Here is a 23,454-nt window from a genome sequence, read left to right on the forward strand (position 1 = left end):
GAGGCGTCCGGGCGGCCTGCCGCGCGAGCGGGCTCGTGCTGCTGCCAGCCTGCTGCACGCCGACGGCCGCACGGACGTGATCAACTTTCCGAACAGAGCAGGAGGACGGATACAGCACATAGGCGGTTTTCGGCACGTTGAAAGAGTTTCGTCCTAGTCGACGCAATCACGATCGAATCTGCATGTATCGCGCGAGAAGATTCCGACCGGATCACCGATCCGGTGGGTGCGCGTGCCGAAACTCCGTCCATGAGGACTCCGCCGAGCCGATCCCGTCGGCGGACCTTAAGATCGACGATTCTGGCTGGATCGCTGCTCGGATCCGGGACCGCGCGGGTCGCGGGAGCGGCCGCCCGCCTCGGCCTCCAGGCGGGTCGCTGCCGATGGTGCCCGCCCGCCGCGCGCTGGGGAGATGGCGCGGCGGGCGGGTGGTCAGGCGAGGGTGATGCGGTCCAGGTTGGGGCCGCCGTTGGCGGTGCTGGACGTCAGGCGGATCGTGTTCGGCCCGGCGGTCAGCGAGACGGTCACGGTCGTCTCCACCCAGGCGGTCCACGCGCCCGTCCCCGGGAACGACACGCTGCGCACAGCGGCGCCGTTGACCGTGAGGTCCATCGGTCGGTCGGTGGTAGTGCCGTTGGCGAAGCGCAGGGTCATCTGGCGTTCGCCGGCCGCTGCGGCGTCGACGGCGAACTCCGCCGAGGAGCCCACCACGTTGTCGAAGTTGACGAAGCCGGTGCCGGTGAACCCGGCGTGGTTGGACTCCACCATCCCTTGCGAGATCGTCGCGTTCTCCGCCTGGTACTCGGTGCTGGGCGGGGTCGTGGCGGTCATGTCGAGGTAGTCGATGTTCGGGCCGCCGTTGGCGGTGGTGGCGGCCAGCTTGATCGAGTTGGCTCCGGCGTTCAGCGGCACCGTGAAGGTGGCGTCTGCCCAGGTGCCCCAGGCACCGGTGCCGGGGAAGTCGCGGCCGACGGGCGCTCCGCCGTTGACGGAGATGGTCATCGGCCGGTTGGTCGTGGTGCCGTTGGCGTAGCGGAGGGTCAGGGTGGCGGTGCCGGCCTGAGCCGCGTTGGCGGTGAACTCGATGCCGCTGCCCACGACGTTGTCGAAGTTGACGAAGCCGGTGCCGGAGTAGCCGGGGTGGTTCGACTCGACGACGCCCTGAGTGATCGTCGCGGACTCGGCCTCCAGGCGGGTGACCGTACCGGAGGCCGGCCTGGCCCTGATGAGGCGCGTCTCGCCGGGACGGAGCGTCGCGCTGTAAGAGGAGGTGACGGTGCCTTCCGAGGCGCCCGACCAGAGATTGGTGACCTGGGCGGCGCCGGTGAAGCCGACCTGCGACCAGGTGACGCTCACCGTGGAGTTTCCGGTGGTTCCGGTGTTGAACAGGGCCACGATGTAGTCGCCGTTCGACTCACGTTTACGCCATACCTGGTTGACGCCGCTGTTCACGATGCGATCGGCGGCGACGCCGTCCTGGTTGACCGCGATCAGCCGCTCGTTGGTGAGCATGGCCAGGTCCGTGGAGGTGAGCGCGGTCAGGTCGCTGCCGAGCAGCAGCGGCGAGGCGGCCATCGCCCACAGCGTCAGGTGCGAGCGGCGCTGGTCGGCGTTGATGCCCATCTGGTCGCCGTTGCCGATCTGCAGCGAGTCGAGGTCGTTCCAGCCGCCGGGCGCGGCGTACGGCTGCCAGGAGGCCGCCGAGTTGAACCGGCTGCTGATCTTGGCCCAGGTGGTCAGCGGGTAGCCGCTGCCGTTGGGGCCCGGCCCGCAGTAACACTCCACGTCGCCCTGCGTGCGCCAGCTGTTCGCCAGGCGCTTCCAGGTGGTGGCCTGGGCGATCGGCAGGTTGTTGGACAGCGCGAAGTTGATCGGCCGGCCCGTCTGCCGCAACGCCCTGTCCCAGGCCTCGACGTCGGCGATGGTCGTGGCGTCCACGCCGTCGATCTTGAGGTAGTCGACGCCCCACGAGGCCATCTGGTTCGCCCACGAGTTGATGAACGCCTGCGCGCCCGGGTGCGACCACTTCAGCCGGTACATGTTCTTGCAGTTGTAGTTCTTGTGCATGGTCGCGGCCGTGTCGGCGATGTCGGCCGCGTGGTAGGCGGTGCCCTCGACGGGCGTGTTCCTGGTGACGGCGTTCTTGGCGATGCCGGGCGTGACGTAGAAGCCGAACTTCAGTCCCTTGGCGTGCACGTAGTCGGCCAGCGCCTTGATCCCGCCAGGGAACTTGGCCGTGTCGACCGCCCACCGGCCGAAGCCGTCGACGACGAAGCCGTTGGCGTCGCACTTCTGATAGAAGTCGTCCAGGTTCACGTACACGTAGCCCTTGGCCGATAACCCGCTGCCCACCAGGGCGTCGGCCTGCGCCCTCATCTTGGCCTCGTCGGGCCAGCGGCGCACGAAGCTCCAACTGCTCCAGCCCATGGCGGGCCGGATGGACAGGCCGTTGTCCGAGGCCGCCGCGGGCGCCGCGGGTGTCAGGGGTACGGCCAGCACGAGCGCGGCCACGGCGGCCGCGCACCACCTTCGCACGTTCAACGCATCCTCCTTCAGCCGATGCTGATCCGGTCGAGGTTGGGCCCGCCGTTCGCGGTGGTGGCGGTGGCCCTGATCGTGTTGGCCCCCGCGGCCAGCGAGACGGTCACGGTCTTCTCCACCCAGGTCGTCCAGGCGCCCGTGCCGGGGAAGCTCACGTTCGTGGCCGCTCCCCCGTTGACCGTGAGGTCCATCGGCCGGTCGGTGGTGGTGCCGTTGGCGAAGCGGAGCTTCACCTCGTGGGTGCCGGCCGTGGCCGCGTTGACGGTGAACTGCACGGAGGAGCCGGCGACGTTGTCGTAGTTGACGAAGCCCGTGCCGGTGAACCCGGCGTGGTTGGACTCCACGACGCCCTGCGAGATCGTCGCGTCCTCGGCCTGGTAGTCGGTGGGCGCGGGTCCTGCCGCCTCGACGTCGAGGTAGTCGAGGTTCGGCCCGCCGCCGGCGGTCGTGGCGGTCGCCCTGATCGTGTTGGCGCCCGCGGCCAGGGCGGCCTCGACGCCGGCCTGCCGCCAGTCGGTCCACACCCCGGTTCCGGGGAACGGCAGGCTGCCCAGCCGAACGCCGTTCACCGTGATGTCCATCGGCCGGTCGGCAGTGGTGCCGTTGGCGTAGCCGAACCTCAGCGTGGCGTCGCCCGCGGTGGCGGCGTTGACGGTCCACTCGACGTACGGGCCGGCGGCGTTGTCGCCGTTGACGAAGCCCGTGCCGGAGAAGCCGGCGTGGTTGGACTCCACGACGCCCTGCGAGATCGTGGCGTTCTCCGCCTCGTGCCGGTTCTGCGGTGGTTGCCCGCCGCCGCCCGGGTAGGCACCGCCGATCCAGGCCTCGTCCACGCGCAGCCTGGCGACACCGTGGCTGCTGGTCTTCTCCAGCCGCACGTGCCTGGCGGTGGTGGCGGGGATGTCGATGATCTGCACGCCGCGGTGGTTGGGCAGGTTGCCGGTCTTGACCGGGCTGCCCCAGGTGGTGCCGTCGTCGCTGACGTAGACGCGGTAGCCGTTGATGCGCGCCGAGCCGCTAGCCGGATAGGTGGTGGAGTCTTCGCGCTGATTGATCCCGATGTAGCGGACGGGACGGGGGGATCCGAGGTCGAAACGCAGGGACACGGCGCTCGCCGAGGTGGCGTCCCAGTACGTCAGGTAGTCGCCGTCACCGGCGTGCGCGGCGGGGTGGCCGCTCGCCGACGCCGAGGCGGACATCGTGACGCCGGTGTAGATGCCTTCCCGGCCGCTGGAGACGACCTTGAAGACGGTGTCGTACTGGTCCCACGAGGAGATCCCGCTGAGCGTCAGCGTGCCGCCGGCCTGGGTGAAGCTCACCGGCGCCCCGGTGCGCAGGTTCGTCACCGAGGTGATCTTGTAGCCGTTGTCGCGCAGCGACAGCGTGCTGCCCGACGGGCGGGTGATGACGTGGACGTAGTGCAGGTTCGGATTGGCCTTGCTGATCGTGGTGACGCCGTGCGCGCCGCCGTTCCAGAAGCCGGGATCGAGGCCGCCGTACATGTAGCCGCCGCCCTCGGTGCCGTTGAGCGACTCCCAGATCGCCTCCAGGTAGCCGTTGGCGAAGGTGTTGAACGTCTCCTGCGCGGGCGGCATGCGCCCGGCTTTCATCGGCGTCTCGGCCATCAGCGCCTTGACCGACGAGCCCGCGTTGGTGATGAGCCGGCCGAGCGTCAGCCGGTAGTCGACGGCCTGGTCCGACCCGCCGTACCACCAGGGCCCGCTGGTGGGCAGCTTGAAGTCGGCCTCGATGAGCCGGGGCGCCGCGGTGTAGACCGCCTGCGGGTAGTCGTAGCTCGGCGTCATCCCCGTCTTCTGCTCGTTGCTGATCATGTCCATGATCGGCGTGTCTTCGTTGTTGTTCGACAGCGTCATGTCGGGCCGCTCGGCGCGGATGCGCTCGTACAGCCCGTTGCGCTCCCAGTAGGCGTTGTCGTTGTCGATCCAGAACCCGGCGAGCTTCGGATAGCGCGCCATCTGCTCGACGAACAGGTCGTAGCTGAACTCGCCGAAGCCGTCGCGCGTGTGCAGGTCGACGCTGTGGCCCTTGTAGGCGGAGTAGGCCGAGGAGTTCAGCCACGACTGGCCGGAGGGCAGCCCTTCGTTCCACCACTGCGGGTCGTCGGTCATGTAGTGGATGACTTTCAGGCCCTGCGCGTCCGCGGCGTCGATGAGCTCGCCGAGGAAGTCCCTGGAGGTACGGCAGGAGCCGGGGACGGCGCTCGGGTACGGCCGGGCGTAGCCGAGCCGGGAGTGGAAGGTGGCCAGCACGATGTACTGGGTGTGCAGCTTCTTGGCCTCCTGCACCCAGTAGCCGGCGTTCCAGCCGCCGCCGGTGACCGCCGACTCCCACGCGCTGCAGCTGGTGTGCTGGGGCGAGGTACGCATGCCCCAGTGCAGGAACAGGCCGCCGATCGAGGAGCGCAGGAAGGCCTGGCGCGGGTGTTGCAGCTCGGCGCGGGCCGGGGGCGCGACCAGCATGCCGAGGACGAGGGTGAGCACGGCGAGCAGCGCCGCGCGCGGCGCACGGGACATGTGCGGCCTCCTGTTACGGGCCGGTGACGGCGAGGTGGTCCAGGTTCGGTCCGCCGTTGGCGGTGGTCGCGGTGGCCCTGATCAGGTTGGCGCCCGCGGTGAGGGGAACGGTGATGCTCCGGGTCGACCAGGTGGTCCACGCGCCGGTGCCGGGGAAGTCGACGAGGGCGCCGGCGACGTCCATCGGGCGGTTGGCGGTGGTGCCGTTGGCGTACCGCAGGGTGAGGGTGGCGGTGCCCGCGGCGGCCGCGTTGACCGTCCATTCGACGTAGGAGCCGGCGACGTTGTCGCCGTTGACGAAGCCGGTGCCGGTGTAGCCGGCGTGGTTGGACTCGACGACGCCCTGCGAGATCGTCGCGTTCTCCGCCTCGTAGACGGTGGGCGGCGGGCCGTCGGACGGGGTGAAGGCCGGGTCGCTGGAGATGGCCACCCGGTCGAGGCGGGCGCCGTCCTCGCGGTAGGCGAAGGTGACGGTGTGCGTGCCCGCGTTCAGGTCGTAGGTGACGGGCAGGCGGGCCCAGTGCCACGCCGAGCCGAGCGGGATGCCGTTCCAGCTCGTCCAGGAGCCGCCGTCGGAGCGCACCCAGAAGGAGTCGTCGCTGGTCGTGGGCGTGATCACCCTGGCCCACACCGTGAACGTGCCGGGGTCGGGCACGGCGAAGGTGAGCGTGGCGTGGCCGGTCGGCGGGGCCGCCGTCTGGCTGTTGTTGCCGGGGGCGACGCTCACGTAGGAGCCGCCGGACGCGGCCGGGTCCTGCAGGGTCTGCATGGGGGCCGTGACGGTGCCCGACTCGGCCTCGCCGTACAGGCTGACGGGGTTGCCAGGGACGGGCGTGGAGTTCGTGGCACGCACCCGCAGCGCGCCGCCGGTGGTGTTGGCGCCGGTCACCGCGTAGCCGCTGATGCCGCTGACGCCGACGTCGTAGGCGCTGCCGGCGCCGCGCTGGGCGATCACGTCGAGGCGGACGTTCGAGCCGTCGTCGACGATGAACGCCGGGCGGTTGTCATTGCTGTCGAAGCGCATCTCGCTCTTGATCGACAGCCCCTGGACGTGGCGGGCCCAGATGCCGAACGAGGGGCGGGTGCCGTAGTCGCGCGGCGGATAGGTGGTGGGGAACTCGCCGGGCACGCGGGTGGCGTCGGAGGCGGGGTGGCCGCCGGGGACGGTCAGCCTGACGCCGTCCAGCGTGATGTCGGGGCCGATGTCGACGGCGGGCGTGCCGGTGATGGTGCTGGTCAGCTCGGAGCCGCCGGTGGTACCCGACGGCTCGGGTGCCGTCAGGTTCGTGCCGGTCACGTTGGTGAGGTGGATGTTCCTGATCCGGCCGGCGGTAGGCGAGCCCGGGCAGCGTTTGCGTTCGCCGATCTTCATGAAGATGGGCGTGGTGGTCTTGGTCAGCGAGATGTCGGTGTAGTGGACGTCCTCGATGATCGCGCCGTCCATGGAGACGATGCCGATGCCCGCCTTGCCCCCGCCCAGCACGGTGATGTCGTCGAAGCGGATGTCGCGGAAGTTGCCGCAGGTCTCCGAGCCGAACTGCAGCGCGTTGTTCTCGTGGGAGTACACGGTCGTGTCGCGCACCCGGACGTTCTGGCTGGTGTAGGTGTGGCCGAGGGCGTAGTCGCTCTTCAGCGCGATCGCGTCGTCGCTGGATTCGATCCGGCTGTTCTGCACGGTGACGTTCCAGCTGTTGATCAGGTTGATGCCGTCGCGGACGCCGTTCTCGGCGTAGTACGTCCTGAGGTTGTCGATCAGCACGTCGTGGCAGCCGTTCAGCAGCGCCATGAAGTGGCCGCCGCGGCGGATCGAGATGCCGGTGATGCTGACGTCGGCGCACTCGGTGAGCGCGATGGCCTTGTTGCCCGCGCCTGACGGCGGGGAGTTGCTGGTGGACAGGTTGCCGTCGCCGTCGATGGTGCCGGCACCCGTGAAGTGCACGTTGCTGACGTTCCTGCCGACGAACAGCGAGTTGTTGAAGTGGCTGTGGCCGAAGTCCTGGTAGGCGTCGTACGGGTTGGACTCGGGGGCGTCCATGCCGCTCGCCGCCGCCTTGACCGTCGCGCCGGAGTCCAGGCGGAGGGTGATGTCGCTCTTCAGGTGGATGGTGCGGGAGCGGTAGGTCCCGGAGGGGAAGACGACGGTGCCGCCGTCGGCCGCGCTGGCGGCGTTGATGGCGCGGTCGATCGCGTCGTCGTCGTTGGTGCCGCCGTTGCCGGTGGCGCCGTAGTCGCGCACGTTGAACTCGGCGAGCGCGGCCGCGGGCGGCGCGGTCAGTGTTTGGGCGGCCAGGAGGAGGACCGCGAGCCAGGCCAGGCGCTTGGGGCTCATGGGGCCACCTCGATGTAGTCCAGGTTGGGGTTGCCGTTGGCGGTGGTGGCGGTGATCCGGATCGCGTTGCTGCCCGCGTTGAGCGTCACCGGCAGGGACGCGGTCACCCAGGTCGACCACGCGCCGGTACCGGGGAAGTCCCGGGTGACGGTGCTGCCGTTGACCGCGATCGTGGCCGGACGGCTGGTGGTGGTGCCGTTGGCGTACCGCACCCGCAACGTCGCCGCCCCGGCGACACCGGAGACCGTCCACTCGGTGTAACTGCCCGCCACGTTGTCCCCGTTGACGAAGCCCGTGCCCGAGAAGCCCGCGTGGTTGGACTCCACCGCCCCTTGCGAGATCGTCGCGTTCTCGGCCTCGTAGCGGGTGCCCGGCGGGGTGGTGTTGGAGATGTCGCGGCCGTTGTACGACACGCCGATCAGCTGGAGGTTGTCCACGTAGTTCGCGATGTTGCCCGCGTTGGTCATGCCGGTGAACGTGCTGTTGGAGATCGTCACGTTCTGGATGTGCTGGGCGGAGCGGCCGTCGAAGTTGTAGGCGGAACGGCCGCCGCTGACCGTCATGCCGTCGACGGAGAAGTTGCGCACCGTCGGCGGGATGCTGCCGGACGTCTCGTAGTTCATCGTGATGTAGACGGCGTCGCGTTCGAGGTTGCGGCCGGTGAAGCGGCGCAGGTGCACGTCCTCGACGTAGCCGCCGCGGTTGAAGCTGGTCTTGACGTACAGCGCGTACTTGACCGGGTAGCGGCCGGGGAAGTCGGCGGCGTTGCAGGCGCAGTCCTCGGCGAAGACCTTGCGCACGCCGCCCGACATCTCCGAGCCGATGGTGATGCCGCCCCAGCGGCCGGAGAACTTGCAGTTCTGGACCACGATGTTCTGCGAGGGCCGGTTGACGCGGCGGCCGTCGCGGTCGCGGCCGGACTTGACCGGGACGCAGTCGTCGTTGGTGTTGAATCTGCAGCCCGTGATGAGCACGTCGGTGCAGGAGTCGGGGTCGCAGCCGTCGCCCTGGGAGTTGGTGCTGTAGAAGGTGACGTTCCTGACCGTGACGTTGGCGCAGTAGACCGGGTGTAACGTCCACATGGCCGGATTTCGCAGGTTGAGGCCCTCGACCAGGACGTTCGTGCAGTTGTAGAGGCCGATCATGTTGGGGCGCAGCTTGTGTCCCGCGCCGAACTGGCGCCGCTCGACCGGGTAGTCCGACGCGCCCCACGCGCGGAGCTGGTCGCGGTCGGCTCCGCCGCCGCCCCATGACGACCACTCCCCCGCCGGGGCGTTGCCGTCGATGGTGCCGGTGCCCGTGATGGCGATGTTGGTCCTGCCGTCGGCGTAGATGAAGGGCGAGTAGTTGTAGCACTCGATGCCCTCCCACCGGGTGAACACGTTCGGCAGGTAGGAGCCGGGGTCGGTGCGGAAACGGATGGTGCCGGTGACGCTGAGGTTCACGTTCGACAGCAGGTGGATCTTCCCGGTGCGGAAGGTGCCGGCGGGGACCAGCACCCGGCCGCCGCCGGCGGCGTTGCAGGCGGCGATCGCGTCGCGGAAGGCGGCGGTGCAGTCCGTGCTGTTGTCGCCGACGGCGCCGTAGGCGGTGATGTCGAACGTCCGGTCGGGGAAGGTGGGCGGGACGATGCGGGCCAGGATCTCCGGCACCTCGTCCCACGGCGACGCGGCGGCAGCGGCATCGGCTCTGGCCGGCGCCGGGCCGGCGAGCGCGACCGCGCCGGTCGCGAGTACGGCGGCGCGCAGGACTTCCCGCCTCGAGGGCGTGTCCCCGGTCATTGGGTCACCTCGATGTAGTCCAGGTTGGGGTTGCCGTTGGCGGTGGTGGCGGTGATCCGGATCACGTTGCTACCGGCGTTGAGCGTCACCGGCAGGGACGCGGTCGCCCAGGTCGACCACGCGCCGGTACCGGGGAAGTCCCGGGTGACGGTGCTGCCGTTGACCGCGATCGTGGCCGGACGGCTGGTGGTGGTGCCGTTGGCGTACCGCACCCGCAACGTGGCCGCCCCGACGACGCCGTTGACCGTCCACTCGGTGTAGCTGCCCGCCACGTTGTCGCCGTTGACGAAGCCCGTGCCGGAGAAACCCGCGTGGTTCGACTCGACGACGCCCTGGGAGATCCTCGCGTTCTCGGCCTCGTAGCGGGTGGTGCCGCCGCCTCCCGGCACGGCCTGGTAGGCCTTCAGGTTCGTCAGCAGCAGGTGGCAGTTCTGCAGCGACCCGGACGTGTCGCCCAGCGACCGGTAGATGCCCCACTTGGGGCGGACCCGGTCGCCGAGGAAGGTGTCCACTCCCGTCTTCGTCGCGTCCACGATCGTGGTGCCGCCGCTCCTGACCACCCAGCGCACCGCCCCCGACGAGCCGTCGCCGATCCTGATCTCGTAGTCGATGTCGATCCACTTGTCGTGCAGCGGCACCAGGTCGGTCCGCGCGACCAGGATGTCGACCTGGTGGATCTTGTGCTCGATGGTCTGGGCGCCGTTGACCTGCCGCAGGGAGGTGACCGTGATCGGCAGGCTGCCGGTGCCCGGCATCTTGGTCTGGAAGATGTGGGTGAAGCTGGTGGTGGCCTTGAGGGTGCTCGGGATGAACATCGAGTACGTCACGCGCCACAGCTCGCCTGCCTTCCACTGCAGGTAGCTGCTGCTGGAGGTACGGTTGCCCGTCACCTCCTGGCGTTGCCTGTCGGTGCTGGTGTCGCGGTCGACCGTGTGCATGACGAAGCGGTAGTTGTTCCCCTCCGGGTAGATGTGCGGTTGCCCTGCGGGATGGGAGTCGGCGCGGTCGTCCTCGACGGTCTCCCACGCCCCCATGCCGTCGGCGCTCGCCGACGGCGACCACAGCAGCCGCCAGGTCATGCCGGGCGGCAGCAGGGTGGGAGCCGCGAGCGCCGGGCGGGCGGGCAGGAGGGGCGTGGCGGCGACGGTGCCGGCGAGCAGTGCGAGCTGGCGACGTGACAGTTCCATGGGTCCTATCCGATAGTGATCTTGTCGAGGTCAGGCCCGCCGTTGGCGGTGCCCCTGAACGTCGCCGGTCATGCCGTCACCTCCAGGTAGTCGAGGTTCGGGCCGCCGTTCGCCGTGGTGGCCGTCGCTCTGACCGTGTTGGTTCCGGCCGCGAGCTGGGCCGAGACGGTGGTGGTCTGCCAGGTGGTCCAGGCGCCGGTGCCGTTGAAGGCCTTGTTCGCGGCCACCACCGCGCCGTTGACGGCGATGTCCATCGGACGGTTGGCGGTGGTGCCGTTGGCGAAGCGGAAGGCCAGCGTGGCGGTGCCCGCCGCGGCGGCGGTGACGGTGAACTCGACGGAGGAGCCGACGAGGTTGTCGTAGTTGACGAAGCCGGTCCCGGAGTAGCCGGCGTGGTTGGACTCCACCACGCCCTGGGAGATGGTGGCGTTCTCGGCCTCGTAGCGGGTGGCGTTCGGCGGCGTGCCGTACAGCGTGCCGTTGACCCTGACGTTGTGCAGCTGCACGTTGTCGGCGTTGCTGAGCTGCGGGGCCGGCGTGTCGATGGCGGTGAAGGTGCTGTTGGAGATCGTGACGTTCCTGACGTGACTGGCCGGGGAGCCGGAGAGCTTGATCGCGAACGGTGAGTCGGCGATGTCGAGATGGTCGACCGTGAGGTTCTGGATCACCGGGTTGACGATGGGGCCGTGGCCCGGCCCGGTCAGGCTGTAGTTCATGTCGACGTAGAAGGCGCCGCGGTCGCACGGGCCGCCGGTCAGGCCGCGCACGTGCACGCCGTCGACCACGCCGCCGCGGCGGTTGTTGGTCTTCAGATAGAGCGCGTAGAACGACCGATAGCCGGAGCCGGGGAAGATCTGGTTGTCCTCGGCGAAGACGTTGCGCACTCCCCCGGACATCTCGCTGCCGACGGTGACGGCGCCCCAGCGGCCGTAGTACTTGTTGCCGCGGATGACGATGTTCTCCGACGGGACCCCGACGCGGCGGCCGTCGGTGTCGCGGCCGGACTTGATGACGGTGCCGTCGTCGCCGGTGTCGAAGGAGCAGTTCTCGATGAGCACGTCCGAGCAGCACTCGGGGTCGACGCCGTCCACCATGGCGCCCCGGCTGTAGATCTTGATCCGCCTGACGGTGACGTTCCGCGACAGGACGGGGTGGACGGTCCACATCGCGGGGTTCCTGATGTCCAGGTCCTCGATGAGGATGTTGGCGCAGCCGTACAGCTGGACCATGTTCGGCTTGAGGTAGTGGCCGTCGCCGAACTGGCGCTGGTCGACCGGCACGCCGTCGACGGCCATCTCCTGCAGGCGCTCCCAGTCCGGTCCGCGCTGGGAGTCGAAGCCGAACCACGGCCCTGCGGCGGCGTTGCCGTCGATGGTGCCCTGGCCGGTGAGCGCGATGTTGGTCTGGCCGCGCGCGTAGATGAACGGCGAGTAGTTGTAGCACTCGATGCCCTGCCATCGCGTGAAGACGTTCGGCAGGTAGGAGCCCGCGTCGGAGCGGAAGCGGACGGTGCCTCCCGCCTCGACGTGCAGGCGGACGTTCGACAGCAGGTGGATCTTCCCGGTGCGGAAGCGGCCCGTGCCTGGCACCAGCACCGTGCCGCCGCCTGCCGCGTTGCAGGCGGCGATCGCGTTGCGGAAGGCGGGCGTGCAGTCGGTGGTGTTGTCCGGCTTGGCGCCGTAGTCGGTGATGGTGAACGTGCGGTCGGGGAAGGTCGGCGGCACGATCCTGGCCAGGATCTCCGGCACCTGGTCCCAGGGGGAGGCGGCGCCTGCCGTGGCCGATGCCGCTGAAGCCGTGCGGGGCGGCAGCAGCGCGCCGCCGCCCGCCAGGCCCGCGACCTTGAAGAGGTCACGTCGTGAGGGTGTCGTCACCGGATGCTCCGCTCGGGGGGTGACCCGCCCGGCGGCGGCGCGGGTCGCGCGCGCCGCCGGGCGGGGGGCTGGGGCGGTTACTGGATGGCGGAGCGGCGGATCACGTCGGCCGCGCCGCTGCCGTTGTTGTCGGAGTTGGTGGAGCCGAACCAGATCGCGCTCGCGCCCGGCACCTTCTCCACGGCGCGCAGCCGGCCGTACGTGCCGTTGAAGTAGGAGTTGACCGTCGAGACGCTCTCGCCGTTGAGCACGATCCGCCACAGGCGCTGCCCTCGCAGGGCCGCCATGAAGATCGTGTTGTTGACGATCGCGATGCCGGACGGCGAGGCCTCCGAGACGCTCCAGGTGTACTTCGGGTTGGTCATGCCGGAGACGCTGCAGTTGCCCTCGCATTGCGGCCAGCCGTAGTTCTTGCCCGCCTGGATGAGGTTGAGCTCGTCGCGCGAGGAGTTGCCCAGCTCGGAGGACCACAGGCGGCCCGCCGAGTCCCAGGCGATGCCCTGCGGGTTGCGGTGACCGTAGGTGTAGACGCGGCTGTTGAACGGGTTGCCGGGAGCGGCGGCGCCGGTCTTGGCGATGCGCAGGATCTTGCCGTTGAGCGAGTTGAGGTTCTGCGCGTTGCTGGTCTGCTGGGCGTCGCCGGTGGTGACGTACAGGTAGCCGTCGGGGCCGAACTTGATCCGGCCGCCGTTGTGGTACCGGTTCTTGGCGATGCCCTGAAGGATCGAGGTGTAGCCGGACAGCGTGGTGCCGTTGAAGCTCATCTTCGCCACCCGGTTGCCCTCCGAGGAGGTGTGCATGAAGAACACCTCCTGGTCGCTGCCGCCGTTCCAGGTCGGCGACATGGCCACGCCCATCAGGCCGCCCTCGCCGTCGGTGGTCTGGCTGTTGGGCACGGTGCCGACCTGCGTCTTGGTGCCGCTCGGGGTCACCTTGAAGACCCGGAAGGTGTCCCGCTCGGTCACCAGGGCGAAGCTGCCGTCGGGGGCCCAGGAGATGTCCCAGGGCACGTCCCAGCCGCCCACGACGGTGGTCGGGGTCTGCGGCACGGTGCCGCAGCCGCCGGTGGTGAAGGCGGCGCCGGCCGTACTCGGCGTGGACAGCTGTCCCGCGGTGTCACGCGCGATCACCCGCAACTGGTAGGTCTTGTTGCACTCCAGCGGCACTGTCGTGGTGGTGGCCGGCGGCGTGCCGGTGACCTCCTTGAGCAGGGCGTTGGTCTGGTCGACGATGCGGTAGGCGGTGACGCCGTTGTCGTCGGTCGAGGCGCCCCAGGTGACGCTCGCCTGCGTCGGCTGCACGCCCGACACGGTCGGCTGGCCAGGCTGGCTGGGCGGGTCGTCCGCCGGCGCCGGCTGGGTGCGGCAGCTCACCTCGGGGCTGCTGGCCGAGACGTTGCCCGAGGCGTCCCTGGCGAACACCGAGATCTGGTAGGCGAAGTCCGGGCTCAACCCCGTCAGCGTGTACGGCGGAGCGGGCGCGGTGCCGATCTGGGTGCCGAGGTGGAAGATGTCGTAGGCGACAACGCCGATGTTGTCCGTCGAGGGACCCCAGTCGAGCTTGAGGCTGTTGTGGGTGATCTCGCTGCAGGACGGCTGGCCAGGCGCCGTCGGCTTCTCGGTGTCGCCGGGTCCCGTGACGCTGAGCCGGTCGAGGTTCGGCCCGCCGTTGGCGGTGGCGGCGGTCGCTCTGACGGTGTTGGCGCCGGCGTTCAGCGTGGCCGTGACCGAGGCCTCCTGCCAGGTCGACCAGGCGCCGGTGCCGGGGAAGTCCTGGTTGACGGCGGCGCCGCCGTTCACCGTGATGCTCATCGGCCGGTTGGTGGTGGTGCCGTTGGCGAAGCGGAACTTCAGCGTCTGCGGCCCCGCCGTCGCGGCGCTGACCGTGAACTCCACGGAGGAGCCCACCACGTTGTCGTAGTTGACGAAGCCGGAACCGGTGAAGCCCGGGTGGTTGGACTCGACCACGCCCTGCGAGATGGTGGCGCTCTCCGCCTGGTAGTCGGTGCTGGGGGCGGCGACCTCCACGTCCAGGGAGTCCCAGTTGGGGTTGCCGCCCGCCCCTGCCGCGGTGGCGCGGATCTTGTTGGTGCCCGCCTGCAGCGGCGCGGTGAGGGTGCTGGTGGCCCAGGTGGACCAGGCGCCGGTGGGGTTGAAGGCGCGGTCGTCGGCGACCAGCGCGCCGTTGACGGAGATGTCGCTGGGCCGGTTGGCGGTGGTGCCGTTGGCGTACCTGAGAGCGAGGGTAGCGGTGCCTGCCGCGGGGGCGGTGACGGTCCACTCGACGTAGGAGCCGGCGACGTTGTCGCCGTTGACGAAGCCGGTGCCGGAGTAGCCCGCGTGGTTGGACTCGACGACGCCCTGGGAGATCGTGGCGTTCTCGGCCTCGTAGCGGGTGGGAGCGGCGTGGGCCGCCGTATCGGTCAAGGCGGTGAGCGTCCCGGCGGCGAGCAGGATGGCACAGGCTGCCCGGGACCGACGTAAGTTCATGGCGCTCCTTGAAGCGGGGTGGCGAAAGATTGGAGCTTTTCCCCGTGTTCCCACAAAAAGTCACAACCGTCAACAGATTTCAGGATATGGAGCGGTCCATTTTTTAGGAAGCTTTCCTAACTCGTATCTCGGTCGACCGGAACAGAGATCCGATGTGTTAGCAGACTCTGGACTCCTGCAAACAGTTGCTGTATCTCATAGGTAGATCTCTCCTGGCGAAAGATTGGATCTGTCTCCCGGACTTCGCAGCCTCCAGTGGCCCGGGAGACCTCACCCTCCCCTGCGCAGAGCCGGTGAGACATGGGATGTCTCACCGGTACGAGGAGACTTCACCGTGTTCACCAGAACCCTGGCGGTGATCGCCACCGCCGCCCTGCTGCTCCAGCCGGTGCCCGCCGCTTCCGAAGCGGCCACCGTCCACCAGGCCGAGAACGCCACGATCTCCCAGGGCGTCGTCGAGTCCAACCACGCCGGCTACACCGGCACCGGCTTCGTCAACTACGACAACCTCATCGGCTCCTACGTCGAGTTCACCGTCGACGCGACCGCCGCGGAGACGACCCCGCTGACCTTCCGCTTCGCCAACGGCACCACCGCCGACCGGCCGATGGCCATCACGGTGAACGGCGCGCCGTTACGCACCGTCTCGTTCCCCGGGACAGGTGCCTGGACCTCGTGGCGCGAGGTGAGCGCCGACGCGCCGCTGAACGCCGGCGCCAACACCATCCGCGCGACGGCCACCACTGCCAACGGCGGCCCCAACCTCGACGCGCTGACCGTGGGCACGCCCAGCGGGCCCGACTGGTCCGTCTCCGTGGTCGAGTCGACCATGGCCCGCTACTCCCCCGGCACGCTCGGCGGCTGGGGTTACACCCGAGGTCTGTACCTGTGGGGGCAGTACCTCGTCTGGCAGCGCACCGGCGACCCCCGCTACCTGCAGTACATCAAGGACTGGGCCGACCGCTTCGTCGACTCCTCCGGCAACATCTCCAACAGCTTCAACAACCTCGACAGCATGCAGTCAGGCAACGTCCTGCTGGCCCTGTACAAGGAGACCGGCCAGTCGCGTTACCGCACCGCCGCCGCGAAGATCAGGAACCGGCTGAACACCTACCCGCGGACCTCCGACGGCGGCTGGTGGCACTCCACCTCCTCCAGCCGGATCGACCAGCTGTGGGCCGACGGCGTGTTCATGGTCAACCCGTTCCTGGCCCGCTACGGCGCCTGGGTCGCGGCCGACACCTTCACCCGCACCGAACCGGCCAAGCAGATGGAGGTCTACTTCAGCCACCTGCGGCGGAGCAATGGCCTGCTCTACCACGCCTACGACGAGCCGGGCGAGCCCACCGCCTCGTGGGTGAAGCCCTCGCTCGGCAACACCAACGGCATCTCCTGGTGCCGGGCGATCGGCTGGTTCGGCATGGCGGCCATCGACATCCTGGAGATCATCCCGGCCGACCACCCGCGGCGGCAGGCGCTGATCGACATGCTGCGCCAGCTGGTGCCCGCCTACGCCCACTGGCAGGACCCGGCCACCGGCCGATGGTTCCAGGTCGTCACCGAACCCGGCGACTCCGCCAACTGGACCGAGACCTCATGCTCGGCCATGTACACCTACACGATCTCCCGCTCGGTCGAGCGCGGCTACGTCGACGCCTCCTACCAGGTCAACGCCGACCGCGGGTACGAGGGCGTGCTGCGCAAGGTGTCGGTGGGCTCGGACGGGCGCACGAACATCGTGGACATCAGCGAAGGCACCAACGTGGACGACGTGCTCAGCTACTACTACAACCGGGCCAGACCGGCCAACGACTTCCACGGGCTGGGGGCCTTCCTCATCATGAACGAGCAGATGATCCGCACCCGCCACTGACCCGACCCGCCGCTCCCCACCTGCGTGGACGGCGTAACGGGGCGGGGAGCGGCCAGGTCAGCGGTACGCGGTCGCGGGGCGCGGTCAAGGTTTGCTGCCATCAACCGACGCGGCCGTGGCGGCACAGCTACGCCGATCGACGCCGCGGCCGACACCACCACGCCCCGGTCGATTCCCGACCAGCTCACTGGAGCGGGTCGGTCGCGTCCGGCTGGCCGAGCGCCGTCCCTGGACTGGCCGGCTCGAGGCGCCCGCAGGCGAACCTCGACGCATCCGGCCCTTCGCCCGCCATTGCGCCTGCCGAAAAGCCAATCCACGCAGTTCAGCCGGCATGGGAGTACTCGTGGAGAACCCTGCGCATGCCGAGAATTCCATCCACGCAGGTCAAGCCGCCACGCGATGATGAGGCTGGAGGCGCTCTATGCGGCATTCGCCCGTGAGATGATCAACATCATGACTGGTCTACCTGACATGCGCCAGCGTGGTGTGCCCGGCTCTCCGGAGATGCCCAATGCCATCGTCAGGACTTCCGCATCGGGCGGATTCCCGGGCTGCGGCCGCGTCGCAGTCCTGGTGGCGGCACGGTGAACGGTGCGGACATCGACGTGGTCGACACCTTGGATGAACTCAGTCGGCAGACGGTAACTGCATGGCTGCAGAGCGCCCCCTCTCACGGTCTGAGGAAGACCCGCTTGCGAGTGGTAGCCGCGTTCCTGCGCTGGTTGCACGCCGCCGAGCCGGCTCTCGGCCTGCTCGCCGTCACCGGGGCCGAAGTGGATCATTACTGCGCGGCGCTCGCCGGTGGGCTCGCGGGAGGCCAGGGCGTGTCCAGGCCATTGGCGAACGCGACGGTTACGAGGAAGCGCGCCATTCTCACCTCGCTGTATGCCTTCGCTTGGCGAAGCGGGGCTCTTCGAACCTCTCAACGCGCTGCAAAAGCCGCCGAGGACAGCAACAGCGGCACGAGCGGAGGATTCACTCGGGACGAACGCCGGCTGCTGCGTCGCGGTATCGCACGGCTGGCAGCCGACGGCCGATCGACCGAGGCGGCCGCGGTCGCGCTGCTGGAGGCGACAGGCGCCTGCGTCGACGTACTGGCCACCGTCGCGCCGCAGGACTTTCGCCTCGTCGCCGACGGCGACCGCGAGCACCTAGTCATCGTGATCCACACCAGTCATGACGACTTCGTCGCATACCCGGTGCCTTCGGCGGTCCACTCACTGGTGAGGGCGCTATGCCACGGCCGGCCAGCTGCGGAGCCGATACTTCGCCGCGACAACAGCAAAGCCATTGACCAGGAATGGGTCAGCACCGCGCTCATCCAGGCCGCCATTGCGGGCGGGTTGCCTGAGCAGCAGGCTATCTGCTTGGACCCACGCATGTTGCGCCTACATACCCCCAACGGTTGATGTGCAGCAGCTTGCGCAATCGAATGGACGTGGTCGCGCGACCAGAGGGGGTCGCGGGCGGGCGCGTCCGAGCGGGCCGGCCGCCAGCCGCGCCCAGGCCGAACAGCCAGCGCGGGCGGCGGCACCGGCCAGCGAGGTGACGAAGAGGGAGTCCAGCGCGGCACTCACGGTTGTGTCGACGACGCGTGAAAACTGGGTACTGGCCCACATTTCGTGATCGCAACGACTCTCACGTCGCTTCTGTCCGGTGACAACGAACCTCGAGCTTGTGACATCGAGGCTTCAGCGGCTCAAGGTGCGCTCCGATCGTGGGTCTCGCCATGATCGGTGTCCGGCGCCATGGTCTGGATACGCGCCTCCGCGACCTGCCGCATGATGCGGCGGGCCCCGCACGCCTCGGCGGTGGCGTACGCCTCTGCGGCCAGCGCCACCGCGTCGTCCCGTCGCCCCTGCGCGGCGGCGATGTAGATCAGCCCTACCCGGTTGGCGGCGACAGCAGCCAGCAGCCCGAGCTCCCGGCATAGCCGTACCGATGCCTCCAAATGCTCCCGGGCGGCGTCCAGCCGGCCCGCGGCATGGTCCGCGATCCCCAGGTGCCGGAGCACTTCCCACTGGGTGTATCGGTCGCCTGCCGCAGTGGCCAAGTCGTACGACTGCTCAAGGAGAGGAACGGCGCGGTCGGGGTCGCTCCGTACGACCTGGTGGAAACAGCCTTCCCAGAACACTGAATCCGCCTCGCCCGCGGCATCACCCAGCGTCCGGTACAGGTGTGTCGCACGCTCGAACAGCGCCAGCTCACGTGGGTCTTCGCGCCGGTCATCGAGGAACCGCGCGTGCAAGATCCGTCCCCGGGCCACAGCGAGATCGGCTTCGAGCTTGTCCAGCTCCCGCTCCGCCGCTGCCAGCTCACCGACATCGCCGACGAAGACAGCATGCTCATAGGACAGCTTGGCCTTCTCGATGCGTCCCTCCATGCCTGCCCCGCTCATCTCGGTGATGCCCCTCGTTGCGGTCCATGAGACCGTACGCCGGCGATCTCAACAAGCTCTCAGACCCATCCAACCTTCGATGGCACGAACGCAAGGTTCGGTGTCACAGGACAACGTCACCATGGCCATGAGCAGGATGCGCTTGCGGAGGAGCGCGGTCCCAGCTCGCCCGGACATCTGCCGCTTGATCATTTTGATCTTCATGTGGAACCAGCGATGTCAAGCGATGTGCTTGTGGATCACTCCGAGATAGAGGCCTTCGCGGTCCGTCACGTGCTCATCCTTGCGTGATGGGAAGAAAACCGCGCAGACGTCGGCGGGCTGGGTTCGGATGCTGAACTGGGTCCCGAATGTCAGGCTCTGCTCGACCTCGTGTGCGCAGCCGCTGACTTCCAGCGCGGAGACGAATGCCTCGCGGCGCACGGTAGCTGAGTGGGAGTGGGAGTCCGGCAGGACGATCGAGGGCAGGTGTGCGTTGGAGCCTGCCCGGAGCCGAATCCAGATGCCGCTGACGGATTGTTGGGTGACGACCAGGTCCAGACTGCCCCACGAGTAGGGATATCCGTCGAGGTCGTGCCCCTTCATCACGATGGCAGGGTGGGGCCGTCCAGGGCCGAGGATTTCCTCGGCCTGATCCAGGGGCATGCCGCAGTGGAGCGGACCGACCTGCCCGGTGAGGCCGAACTCGACGACAAGGTTCAGCAGGGTCATGGGATTGAACTGTGGCATTGGGTGACTTCGACCGCATCCTCATGTGATCGTGATGATCGGCAGAAGTGCTGTGCCGGGCGGGATGGCGAGTTGTCGAGGTGTGGGACCGGAAGGGGTCGGCACGTCGGCCAGGCGGTCGAGCAGCTGATCCAGCGCAGCCTGGCCATCGTCTACTGCAGCGCGTTCCTCGTCGGTGAGCGGGATGCTCATCGACATGCGTTGCAGGTTGCCTTTCTGCCAGGCCTCCCCACCGGCCGCGGCCTCGGAGGTGACGGCGTCGCGGTCGAGAAGGACTTCGATGGTTCGGACGTTGCGGGCGAAGTAGCCAGCATTTGTCATAGGCCTTGGTCAGCGTAGCGGGGGTGATCTTGGCGTAGGACTGGGCGGACTGCGGGGTCCCGCTCTGGAGCGTTCGCGCAGAGGCGCTCGGACGGCTGGCCATCGTGATGTGGGCACTGGCCGCCGCCGGGCTCGTGGTGGCTCAGGCTGAACGTGCGAGAAGGCAGCCGTCAGCGAGCGACCGGCTCGCGATGTGACCTGTTTCTCCCCTGTACGGCCCGCACCACCAGCAGAATCCCGATGACCAGCGCCCACGCGCCGAGCGTGAACCTGGTGGTGATGACAATCGTGTACCTCAGGACGGAGATCGAGCCGTCCATCAGCATGGCGGCGAGGTGCGTGAGGGTCTCCAGCGACAGCAGCAGGCCCCCGATCCCGCCGGTTATCGCTGCCACGGGACCCAACCGCCACAGCAGGAGCGAGGCCGCCGCGATCACCAGACCGAGCAGCAGGGCGGGGATGATCGCGAGCAGCACACCTGGCATGTCGTCTTCGCCGGGCAGAACCAGCCCCCAGGCCAAGAACAGCAACGCCAGCGGGATGACGAGCCCCATGCTGATCGCCGAGGCCACGCTGTGCCGCCACACGGCCACGCAGAAGGCGGGAACCACCAGAATCAGCAAGGCCATGCTGATCATGATCGACCTGGGCATGATCGCCTCGACGACAAAGACCTCCACGCCATTGAAGAACAGGGTGAGCGCGAGCAGGCCCATCAGGACCATGGTCACCACGGAGGCGGCCAGCTGCGGGGCGGCGGGCCGGACCCCACTCCCCCGCGCCTGGAATCCGGGACCTTGCGCACCGGGAAAGCCCATCACCGGCGCGCCGCCAGGACCCCCATGACCAGGCCAGGCCACCCCATACCCCGGCACCGCGGGGCCTTGTGGGCCCGATCCCGGCATACCGGGGCCCTGCGTCGCTGGGCCGTGCGGGCCTGAGACCGGTATCGCCGGGCCTTGTGGGCCCGAGGCCGGGTCGGGCAGGAGCAGCGTGCCCGAGGGCTGGGGCGCCGGACCGCCTGGCGCGGGGAGGGTCGGCAACGCCCCCATCTCCCTCGCCACGCTCACCCCGGCCTCCTGCCCGGTCAGCAGGCCAAGCAGTTCCTCGATGCCGGGGCGTACCGCGGGATCCTTGGCGAGGCAGCGCGCGAGCAGCGGTCGCAGCGACTCAGGCACCCCCGACAGGTCCGACTCTGCGGTGAGGATCGCGTACATCAGGGCGGGCATCGTGTCGCCCTTGAATGCCTGCTGCCCGGTGGCCGCGTACACCATCGTGCTGGCCCAGCTGAACAGGTCCGCCGCGGGCCCGACCATCGCGCTCTCGAACTGCTCGGGGGCCATGAACGCGGGCGTGCCCATCACGCTGCTGGTGGCGGTCTGGTCGAGGGCGCGGGCGATCCCGAAGTCGATCACGACAGGCCCCTCGGCCCCCATGATCACGTTGCCCGGCTTGAAGTCCCGGTGCACGACCCCGGCCCGGTGGATGGCGGCCAGCGCGGTCAAGGTGGCCACGCCCAGCCGTTCCAGCCCGCTGCCGAAGCGCTTACCCTCGCCCTTCACCAACCGCTCCAGCGAGGGCCCTGCGATGAACTCGCTCACAATGTACGGGCGGCCATCGGCCACCCCGACATCCAGCACCCGGGCGGTGCAGAACGGCGCCACCCGCCGGGCGGCCTCCGCCTCCCGCATGAACCGCCGATACGCCTGCTCGTCGCTCACCTGCGCATGGAGCACCTTGACCGCCACCTTGGCGCCGTCGGCGTTCTCTCCGAAGTACACCGACCCTTGCCCGCCCCGGCCGAGCACGCCGCTCAGCTGGTAGGAGTCGATCTGGCTCGGATCAGCGGAGGCGAGAGGAAGCACGAAATGACCATAGTGCGCCCTTCACACCTCCGGCCACCGCCTCCAAGAGAGCGGCCCCATGGCGTGGATCATGTTTGAGACCACCACCGCGTGCTCGGCCCAGTAGTACCGATCGAGCGCGCCTGACGTGGCAAACATGCCTGAAGACCCCCGGATAGATCTTCAGGCGGGTTGGAGGCTTCGGATCCACAAGATTGTGCGCCCAGGGAGGCGTACTTCCGGGAGCTCGCCGACATCGTCGCTTCCGGTCGCCGGCTCAGCGACGAGGAATGGACCGCGCTGTACGCCAAGCACGACCAGTACACCGCACCGTGAACCACGCGCGGCTCTGGCAAGTGCCGCATGTCGTCGCCTGAACACCGGCGAGGGTCCCGACGGCGGTCACCGAGACCGTGTACCGCAAGCGACCGCGCCCGGTGCACCTCGAAGGAGCCGAAGCCATGGACCGGAAATTCGAGGACACGTAGTCACCCGAATACGAAAAGGCCGCCTCTGATCGCTCAGAAGCGGCCTTCGACCTGGGTGGAGATGAGGGGGTTCGCCCCTCTGACCCTTCGATGCGAACTGCGGGCGGCATCAACGTCGATGCCTCGTCGGCCTGCTCAAGCGAGTGATGACGAGTGATCGCGTAGGCCCTTGCACGCGGCTGTCCGCGCGTCACATCTCCTGGGATGCCGGCTTCAGCAGCTCCTCGCCGCGCTGCCAGGAACGCAGCCAATTGGCGCGGGCCGCGTCGGCCGCGGCCTTGGCGTCGCCGGAGCGCAGCGCGGCGAGCAGGACGCGGTGCTCCTCGTAGGCCTCCTCGTGGACGGGGACGTAGCCCCAGATGTGTCGCTCGATGCGGCGCAACTGCTCGTCGAGCGATTCGAGCATCTCGATCAGCACCGGGTTGCCGGCTCTGCGGTAGTAGACCCGGTGGAACTCCTCATCGAGCGCGCTGAGCCGGTCGGGAGCGGTGGTGCGGGCCATCGACTCGAGCAGGCCTTCCATGAGGTTCAGGTCGGATTCGGTCATCAGGGGCGTGGCCAGTTCGGCGGCCAGCGCGTCGAGCGGCGCGCCGGCCTGGAACAGGTGGGGCGCCCGGTCGAGGGGCAGACCGGCGACCCGAGTCATCCGGCTGGCGCTGGCCTCGACGAGCCCTTCCTGGCCGAGCCTGATCAGCGCCTCGCGCACGGGTGTGCGGCTCACGCCGAGGAAGTTCGCTATCTCGACGTCACGCAGGACCTCGTGGGGCTGCAGGACTGCATTGAGTATCCAGCTGCGCAGCTCCTCGTAGGCGAACTGCTGGGCGCTCGTGTAGCGCCTGGCTGACTTCACTAGCGGCAGGGGCACCCTTCAAATATATCGGCTAACGCCTCGTGTCGCGATCCCGGCAGTGGATGAACCGCGGGAAGCCCTTTGTGTAGGGCCGATAACAGGGGGCTTGTCGGGAAACGGCAGACCGATATACTGGCTGTCCAACCCGCGACGAGCCCCGGTGATCCCCCAGGCCGACATGGCCTCCGCTGGGGTACGGCCCCGGCCCACGCCCTT

14 protein-coding genes are annotated in these 23,454 nt (G+C 68.8%); 2 read left to right on the forward strand and 12 right to left on the reverse strand.

What is annotated here, in order from left to right; translation table 11 throughout:
- Nucleotides 1-432: 432 nt before the first annotated feature.
- From AC3EO4_RS38255 to AC3EO4_RS38285, 7 genes are all read right to left on the reverse strand, one after another.
- Entirely contained in the window at nucleotides 433-2,535 is a 2,103-nt protein-coding gene (locus AC3EO4_RS38255) for a CBM35 domain-containing protein (RefSeq protein WP_431900445.1), read from the reverse strand.
- A gap of 17 nt (nucleotides 2,536-2,552) precedes the next feature.
- A complete protein-coding gene (locus tag AC3EO4_RS38260; protein WP_431900315.1) occupies nucleotides 2,553-5,075 on the reverse strand; it encodes a CBM35 domain-containing protein in 2,523 nt (840 codons plus the stop codon).
- Between the two features lie 13 nt (nucleotides 5,076-5,088).
- Nucleotides 5,089-7,404, reverse strand: a complete 2,316-nt coding sequence (locus AC3EO4_RS38265; protein WP_431900317.1) for a glycosyl hydrolase family 28 protein — start codon at nucleotides 7,402-7,404, stop codon at nucleotides 5,089-5,091.
- The gene (locus AC3EO4_RS38270; RefSeq protein WP_431900319.1) at nucleotides 7,401-9,185 is read right to left on the reverse strand and encodes a glycosyl hydrolase family 28 protein; all 1,785 of its coding nucleotides are present in this window, start codon (nucleotides 9,183-9,185) and stop codon (nucleotides 7,401-7,403) included. The genes AC3EO4_RS38265 and AC3EO4_RS38270 overlap by 4 nt, the downstream gene beginning before the upstream one ends.
- On the reverse strand, nucleotides 9,182-10,372 hold the full coding sequence (locus AC3EO4_RS38275; RefSeq protein WP_431900320.1) for a carbohydrate-binding protein: 1,191 nt from the start codon (nucleotides 10,370-10,372) through the stop codon (nucleotides 9,182-9,184). The genes AC3EO4_RS38270 and AC3EO4_RS38275 overlap by 4 nt, the downstream gene beginning before the upstream one ends.
- Nucleotides 10,373-10,440: 68 nt before the next feature.
- Complete coding sequence (locus AC3EO4_RS38280) at nucleotides 10,441-12,246, reverse strand: glycosyl hydrolase family 28 protein (protein WP_431900322.1); 1,806 nt, start codon at nucleotides 12,244-12,246, stop codon at nucleotides 10,441-10,443.
- A 77-nt stretch (nucleotides 12,247-12,323) separates the two neighbouring features.
- A complete protein-coding gene (locus tag AC3EO4_RS38285) occupies nucleotides 12,324-14,735 on the reverse strand; it encodes a PQQ-dependent sugar dehydrogenase (protein WP_379575603.1) in 2,412 nt (803 codons plus the stop codon).
- A gap of 334 nt (nucleotides 14,736-15,069) precedes the next feature.
- Here AC3EO4_RS38285 and AC3EO4_RS38290 point away from each other — a divergent pair, with 334 nt between their 5' ends.
- Both AC3EO4_RS38290 and AC3EO4_RS38295 read left to right on the forward strand, forming a co-directional pair.
- Nucleotides 15,070-16,608 carry a glycoside hydrolase family 88 protein gene (locus tag AC3EO4_RS38290; protein ID WP_431900324.1) on the forward strand — a complete coding sequence of 513 codons (1,539 nt, stop codon included), beginning with the start codon at nucleotides 15,070-15,072 and terminating at the stop codon, nucleotides 16,606-16,608.
- A gap of 584 nt (nucleotides 16,609-17,192) precedes the next feature.
- Nucleotides 17,193-18,017 carry a hypothetical protein gene (locus AC3EO4_RS38295; protein WP_431900326.1) on the forward strand — a complete coding sequence of 275 codons (825 nt, stop codon included), beginning with the start codon at nucleotides 17,193-17,195 and terminating at the stop codon, nucleotides 18,015-18,017.
- A 290-nt stretch (nucleotides 18,018-18,307) separates the two neighbouring features.
- Here the strand turns inward: AC3EO4_RS38295 and AC3EO4_RS38300 are convergent, their stop codons facing one another.
- The 5 genes from AC3EO4_RS38300 to AC3EO4_RS38320 all read right to left on the reverse strand — a co-directional run bounded on the left by AC3EO4_RS38300 (nucleotide 18,308) and on the right by AC3EO4_RS38320 (nucleotide 23,253).
- Nucleotides 18,308-18,991 (reverse strand): hypothetical protein, encoded by a 684-nt coding sequence (locus tag AC3EO4_RS38300; protein ID WP_431900328.1) that lies wholly within the window; start codon nucleotides 18,989-18,991, stop codon nucleotides 18,308-18,310.
- 234 nt (nucleotides 18,992-19,225) lie between these two features.
- On the reverse strand, nucleotides 19,226-19,717 hold the full coding sequence (locus tag AC3EO4_RS38305; RefSeq protein ID WP_379575607.1) for a hypothetical protein: 492 nt from the start codon (nucleotides 19,715-19,717) through the stop codon (nucleotides 19,226-19,228).
- Nucleotides 19,718-19,756: 39 nt separating this feature from the next.
- On the reverse strand, nucleotides 19,757-20,056 hold the full coding sequence (locus tag AC3EO4_RS38310) for a hypothetical protein (RefSeq protein WP_379575608.1): 300 nt from the start codon (nucleotides 20,054-20,056) through the stop codon (nucleotides 19,757-19,759).
- 170 nt (nucleotides 20,057-20,226) lie between these two features.
- Nucleotides 20,227-21,921 carry a serine/threonine-protein kinase gene (locus AC3EO4_RS38315; RefSeq protein ID WP_431900331.1) on the reverse strand — a complete coding sequence of 565 codons (1,695 nt, stop codon included), beginning with the start codon at nucleotides 21,919-21,921 and terminating at the stop codon, nucleotides 20,227-20,229.
- Between the two features lie 657 nt (nucleotides 21,922-22,578).
- A complete protein-coding gene (locus AC3EO4_RS38320; protein ID WP_379575610.1) occupies nucleotides 22,579-23,253 on the reverse strand; it encodes a GntR family transcriptional regulator in 675 nt (224 codons plus the stop codon).
- Nucleotides 23,254-23,454 lie beyond the last annotated feature (201 nt).

It is taken from the genome of Nonomuraea sp. bgisy101 (genome assembly GCF_057708945.1).

Coding starts and splice junctions, on each gene's coding strand:
- AC3EO4_RS38260 (WP_431900315.1), bottom strand. CDS start 5,075: ATGTCCCGTGCGCCGCGCGCGGCGCTGCTCGCCGTGCTCACCCTCGTC.
- AC3EO4_RS38265 (WP_431900317.1), bottom strand. CDS start 7,404: ATGAGCCCCAAGCGCCTGGCCTGGCTCGCGGTCCTCCTCCTGGCCGCC.
- AC3EO4_RS38270 (WP_431900319.1), bottom strand. CDS start 9,185: ATGACCGGGGACACGCCCTCGAGGCGGGAAGTCCTGCGCGCCGCCGTA.
- AC3EO4_RS38275 (WP_431900320.1), bottom strand. CDS start 10,372: ATGGAACTGTCACGTCGCCAGCTCGCACTGCTCGCCGGCACCGTCGCC.
- AC3EO4_RS38285 (WP_379575603.1), bottom strand. CDS start 14,735: ATGAACTTACGTCGGTCCCGGGCAGCCTGTGCCATCCTGCTCGCCGCC.
- AC3EO4_RS38300 (WP_431900328.1), bottom strand. CDS start 18,991: ATGGAGGGACGCATCGAGAAGGCCAAGCTGTCCTATGAGCATGCTGTC.
- AC3EO4_RS38305 (WP_379575607.1), bottom strand. CDS start 19,717: ATGACCCTGCTGAACCTTGTCGTCGAGTTCGGCCTCACCGGGCAGGTC.
- AC3EO4_RS38310 (WP_379575608.1), bottom strand. CDS start 20,056: ATGACAAATGCTGGCTACTTCGCCCGCAACGTCCGAACCATCGAAGTC.